This window comes from Nostoc sp. (genome assembly GCF_036916655.1).
GTDB lineage: Bacteria > Cyanobacteriota > Cyanobacteriia > Cyanobacteriales > Nostocaceae > Nostoc.
In genome coordinates this window covers 1-3,249 of sequence record NZ_JBALFY010000050.1, presented here as the reverse complement: position 1 = coordinate 3,249, position 3,249 = coordinate 1, and the positions used below count along the sequence as shown (strand labels likewise).

The window sequence follows — 3,249 nt, the reverse complement described above, 5'->3', positions numbered from 1 at the left end:
CAAGCTAAGAACATCGGAAGCTGGGTGCGGCGAAAGTCGCACGCCCAGATTTAACTGAGAGGTGCGGGGAATAATATCCTCCATCGACTCAACCAAGTTCAAGGCAGAAAGAGGTTTATCGAACTCACGTTAACTATCTTGTATTTGTTCTCTTACCGATTGTCGAAACGCTCTCAGTGCTGAACTCATTCCTGTAGTTCGCGCCGTTTGCACAAACTGGGGAATGAGTTCCGTGATAGAAAAAGTAGGAAATGTGGGGCTGATGAGAGACTTTACATATTGCTCACCTTGCAGTAAGCTAATCTCTAGCTTTTTGCTTTCATATCGCCAGATTTCAGGTACTCTCAAAGCTTCATAGGCACTAATTTGGGTTTTAGAGGTGACATCAATTTCAATCGCCAAATCAGGAGGAGGATCAACAGTTAAGTCGATTCTATCTTTGCCAATCATTAGCTTATAGTTTTGAATATAAAAACAATCATCGGGTTCAATACCTGCACTTATCTCTTTTTGCTTAAAGGTAGTTGAACCTAAAGACTCCCAATTGAGATCGAGTTCATCTAGCAAAGCTTTCACCAAGTCTCCGATGATTACCTTAGATCGCTCATGTTCTGGTAATGGAGCCATAATTTCTAACGTTCCTTGGCTGTATGCTACTCGACTCCCGCGATGCTCTCCTAACTCGTTGAGAATTGCTTCAAATACTTGCCAACTCACATTTTCCAGTATTATTCTTTGCCCTGGTGAAACTCGAATTTGTCTGAGTTGAAGAGTAACCATCTGATGTTAGTTGTTAAATAATTTCATTTTTACTCAAATTTGACATGAGCGAAAAGGGAATTTTCCCAAATTCGATGTAGCAAATGCCCTAGCCAAAAAGCGATCGCTTAAATTCCAATACAGTTAACTTAAGCTTGTCTACCTTATTCTAAATCTATAACTTCTTGCGGCAACTCAAATAAACCATCTTCCCCAGCTTCAAAATCAATCACTTGATACACAGCATCAATATTTAACTCCCCAAAAATATGAGGAAATAATTCGCCTATTTCAGCAGGTTCATAGCGAATTTCAGCTTGTACTTTTTCCGAATCAATAAAAAGTAGTACCAATTCTTTTTGATTATCAAAAAATCTCTTGGCAACTTTGAGTATCTGCGTTGATTTTGAGCAATGTATAAAACCTTCACTCTCTAACGAATCAGCACGATATTTACCGAGATTTTTTGCTTGTTCCCATTGTTGGCGTTTGGTAATGTGGAGGATAGTATTCATAGTAAATCTAGGAATTTCTGCGGATTGTAATATTTTCGGGAAATCTTCTAAATTTGTAAAGTCTTTAATTACTTGGGTAGCGCCTACATTTGTTAATTTATTATCACCTATTCCAATAAAAGCAATATTCAACTTATAGGCTGCTTTTACATCCCAAACACCATCACCGACAAAAACAACTTTCTGAAATTTTTCAACTTGATAAGCATTCTCTGCTTTGATAATAGCTATCTTAATAATATCTTCTCGCGAAAGTGCATCATTAGCTGAAGCCAACGGAATGCCTTCTATTTGGATGTTAGCTTTTTGAAGTTTTAGTTGAGCAGATTCACGCCAACCACCAGTTGCGATCGCAATGCGCCAATCAGATTGTAACTGCAATTTAGCTAATACATTTGCAGAACCAGAAATTTCGCTGAATAAATCTTGGTTGTTGATAAAGGCTTCTTGAAGTAGACTAACAAAACGTGCTTTGAGTCTGACTAACTCTTCATTTGAAGGAAGACGTTCTAATTTTTCTTGGAAAATTTGCTGGGTAATTCCAGAATCCGTGGTGTATGCGTATTCAGCCCAGTTTGTATTTATACCAAAAATACCAAATTCCAATGCCAAAGCACGTACAAAACAATTTTCATCAATTTTGTTGGTATTGGTCAGTGTACCATCAATATCAAAAATTACTAACTGCATACAAGCGATCGCTCTACAATATTATTCTTAAAAATTTCATATCCAGAGGCTAAAGCTGTAACACAGCCTACTTAAGACCTATTTTATAAATTGTCTCTCATAATCGAGTCAATCAGTGCGATCGCAGCCTATTTTTTTGCTTGTTACCATTATTTGCGTTTCGTGATATCGAGGATAATATTTATGTTGCTTCTATCATTTTACGAATATCATCTAAAGATGATTCAGATTTAGCAGATTCATCAGGATAAAATTCAAGATATAATCTATATTTATCTGTAGTGAAATTTGATATATATATTTTAATTTTTAATTTGCCTTTTTGCCAGCCTGTACCACTAATTTTAAGTATCTGACAATCTATAACCAAGTTTAATTTAACTTCATCTATTTTGAGAGTCTCTTGACTAACAGATAGTTGCTTGAAAAATTCCGAGATTTGAGTGTTAGCATTTTGGATTGAGTATAAATAAGAAGCACTATGACGTTCCCACTTGCTGTAAATCTGTTCCTGAACTAATTCCTTTAATCTGCTGACTTTAAAAGTATCTTTCTCCAAAAGTACAACATCATCACAGTCTAGAGTAATGAATTTATTCTTCATATTAGTGTAGTCAATTCAGAGAGGAGAAATAATGGCTTGATAGTTTAAGCTTACTTCTAGCTTATTCTGCAATTTTGTTTAGATCAAGTTAGTGAAAATACTCAAATAACTTGCAAAAGAATAATCTGAGCATCTATCAAGCGATCGCTCAACAACATTCCTAAATAAGTTACGAACAAAAAGATCCCCGACTTCTTCAAGAAATCGGGGATCTGAGCCTCTGGATTTTTACAAAATTACGCGCAGACACAGAGCTTTCTTTTGCACCTTTGCGATACTCTCCAGGATGGTATTGGTTAACAATTCATGACCGCAAAGCGACAAAAGGCCAAGCCATTCGGACTCTGGTAAAAAATTATGGATTACAGGAAAGTGAGATTGTAGTTTTTGGCGATCAAATTAATGACATCAAAATGTTCAAGATTGCCAATCATGCTATTGCAGTTGCTAACGCAGATGCGAAACTTAAGCGCTACGCGACATTATTAATTGGTTCCAATATAGAAGATAGTGTTGTTAAATACAGCACTTGCGGCTATTATGAGGTACAGTAGCAGCAACTAGCAAACCAGTTTCTTAAATGTTGAGGATTTATTAAATCTAGTGCAACTGAGATTAAGTTATCAACCATTTCTGTTGTAGTCGGAGCAAAACTGCGTAAAAAAGATTTAAGTTGTGACC

The 3,249-nt window shown here is 36.2% G+C and carries 4 protein-coding genes and 1 pseudogene; 1 reads left to right on the top strand and 4 read right to left on the bottom strand.

Going from position 1 to position 3,249, the window contains the following annotated elements; genetic code table 11:
- Positions 1-129: 129 nt before the first annotated feature.
- The 4 genes and pseudogenes from V7L31_RS13260 to V7L31_RS13245 form a co-directional block, all read right to left on the bottom strand.
- Positions 130-780, bottom strand: coding sequence for a Uma2 family endonuclease (locus V7L31_RS13260; RefSeq protein ID WP_334696650.1), 651 nt, complete (start codon positions 778-780; stop codon positions 130-132).
- A gap of 143 nt (positions 781-923) precedes the next feature.
- Complete coding sequence (locus tag V7L31_RS13255) at positions 924-1,274, bottom strand: DUF952 domain-containing protein (protein WP_334696651.1); 351 nt, start codon at positions 1,272-1,274, stop codon at positions 924-926.
- Positions 1,275-1,394: 120 nt separating this feature from the next.
- Positions 1,395-1,964 (bottom strand): annotated as a pseudogene (locus V7L31_RS13250) (HAD family hydrolase); the annotation flags it as partial.
- Positions 1,965-2,145: 181 nt separating this feature from the next.
- Positions 2,146-2,568: a KGK domain-containing protein gene (locus tag V7L31_RS13245; protein WP_334696649.1), complete on the bottom strand. Its 423-nt coding sequence runs from the start codon at positions 2,566-2,568 to the stop codon at positions 2,146-2,148.
- 269 nt (positions 2,569-2,837) lie between these two features.
- Between V7L31_RS13245 and V7L31_RS13240 the strand changes: the two genes are divergently transcribed.
- Positions 2,838-3,122, top strand: a complete 285-nt coding sequence (locus tag V7L31_RS13240; protein ID WP_334696648.1) for an HAD family hydrolase — start codon at positions 2,838-2,840, stop codon at positions 3,120-3,122.
- The last annotated feature ends 127 nt before the right edge of the window (positions 3,123-3,249 follow it).

Coding starts and splice junctions, on each gene's coding strand:
- V7L31_RS13260 (WP_334696650.1), bottom strand. CDS start 780: ATGGTTACTCTTCAACTCAGACAAATTCGAGTTTCACCAGGGCAAAGA.
- V7L31_RS13255 (WP_334696651.1), bottom strand. CDS start 1,274: ATGAATACTATCCTCCACATTACCAAACGCCAACAATGGGAACAAGCA.
- V7L31_RS13245 (WP_334696649.1), bottom strand. CDS start 2,568: ATGAAGAATAAATTCATTACTCTAGACTGTGATGATGTTGTACTTTTG.